The organism is Streptomyces ipomoeae 91-03 (assembly GCF_000317595.1).
GTDB lineage: Bacteria > Actinomycetota > Actinomycetes > Streptomycetales > Streptomycetaceae > Streptomyces > Streptomyces ipomoeae.
In genome coordinates this window covers 1-1,650 of the sequence record NZ_AEJC01000066.1, presented here as the reverse complement: position 1 = coordinate 1,650, position 1,650 = coordinate 1, and the positions used below count along the sequence as shown (strand labels likewise).

1 protein-coding gene and 1 pseudogene are annotated in these 1,650 nt (G+C 65.0%); both read right to left on the bottom strand.

Annotation, left to right across the window (positions count from 1 at the left end; translation table 11 throughout):
• Positions 1-834, bottom strand: an 834-nt coding sequence (locus STRIP9103_RS04285; protein WP_078613795.1) for a carbohydrate ABC transporter permease, incomplete at its 3' end; no start/stop codon positions are given.
• Positions 831-1,650: pseudogene (locus STRIP9103_RS04280) on the bottom strand (carbohydrate ABC transporter permease); the annotation flags it as partial. The pseudogene STRIP9103_RS04280 and the gene STRIP9103_RS04285, both read right to left, overlap by 4 nt.

Below are 1,650 nucleotides of genomic sequence, written 5' to 3'. Positions count from 1 at the left end.
GAGCAGGAAGTACACGGCCAGGACGGGTACGGCGGTGATCAGGGCGCGGCGGCGATGAGGTTGGGGTCGGTGAAGTACTGCCCGGGAGAGGTTGTTCAGTGCCGAGGTGATCGGCATGTTCTCGCCGGTGGAGATCAGTACGAGGGCCCAGAAGAAGTCGTTGTAGATCCAGATCGACAGCAGTGTCGCCAGGGCCGCCATCGCCGGCTTGCACAGCGGCAGGGTGATCTGCCAGTACAGCCGCCACACCGACGCGCCGTCGACCAGGGCCGCCTCGGTCAGCTCGTGGGGGAGCATCTTCATGTAGTTGCTCAGCACGAAGGCGCAGAACCCGGACTGGAACGCCACGTGGATGAGGACCAGGCCGAGGGCGGAGTCGTACAGCTTGCCGCTCATGGTGATGCCGGGCAGGTCGACGAGCAGGTACAGCCGGTACAGCGGGGTGATGATGACCTGCTGGGGGAGCAGGTTGCCGGCGGTGAAGACCAGCAGCAGGAACAGGTTGACGCGGAAGTCGAAGCGGCTGACGTAGAAGGCGACCATCGACGACAGGAACAGGGTCAGCAGTACCGCGGGCACGGCGATGACGAGCGTGTTGCCGAAGTAGTGCGTCATGTCCGACTGGGTGAAGGCGTTCGTGAAGTTCTCGAACGTCAGCGTGTCGGGCCAGGAGACGTAGCCCTTCTCGGAGGTCTCCGCGTAGGGGCGCAGGGCCGCGTACATCGCCCACAGCAGGGGGGCGAGCCAGGCCAGTGCCGCTCCGGCGAGGAAGAGGTGCAGCAGGATCCGGGCCGGGCGCACGGGGGTGCGTTTGGCCGTGAGGGCCGTGCTCATGCGCGCCGCTCCTTCCGGAAGGTGGCGATCAGGTACGGGATGATCACGGCGAGGGAGATCACCAGCAGGACCACGGCGATGGCGGAGCCGTATCCGATGCGGCTGGACTCGCCGATGATGTTGTTGGTGACCAGGATCGACAGCAGCTCGGTGCCTTCGGCGCCCTTGTTGAAGACGAAGACGAGGTCGAAGGCGCGCAGGGACTCGATGATGGTGACGACCAGGACGATGGTGTTGGTCGGGCGCAGGGTGGGGAAGACGACGTTCTTGAAGGTCTGCCACTCGTTGGCGCCGTCCAGGGCGGAGGCCTCGCGCAGTGCGGGGTCGACGCCCTTGAGGCCGGCGAGGTAGAGGATCATCATGTAGCCGGCGTGGCGCCAGGACGCGGCGATGAGGATCGCCCACAAATTGAGGTCCGGGTCGCCGATCCAGTCGATGTACTTGCCCGGTTCGTTGGCGCCGATCAGGCTGTTGATCAGGCCGGTGTCGGGGTTGTAGACGAGCTGCCACACGAAGCCGATGACGGCCATGGACAGCACCACGGGCAGGAAGAACGCCGTCTGGTAGACCCGGCTGAAACGGATCTTCTTGTCCAGCTGCACGGCCAGGAACAGGCCCAGCGGGGTCGGGATCAGGATCAGGACGACGAACCAGACGACGTTGTGCTCGACGGCCGGCCAGAACTGCGGGTTGTTGCTGAGAGCTCCTTGAAGTTGTCAGCCCGACCCACTTGATCGAGTCGAAGCCGATGCCGTCCCAGGTGGTGAAGGCCAGCGCGATGGAGGCGAGCGCCGTGACCCAGACAAGGGCCACATG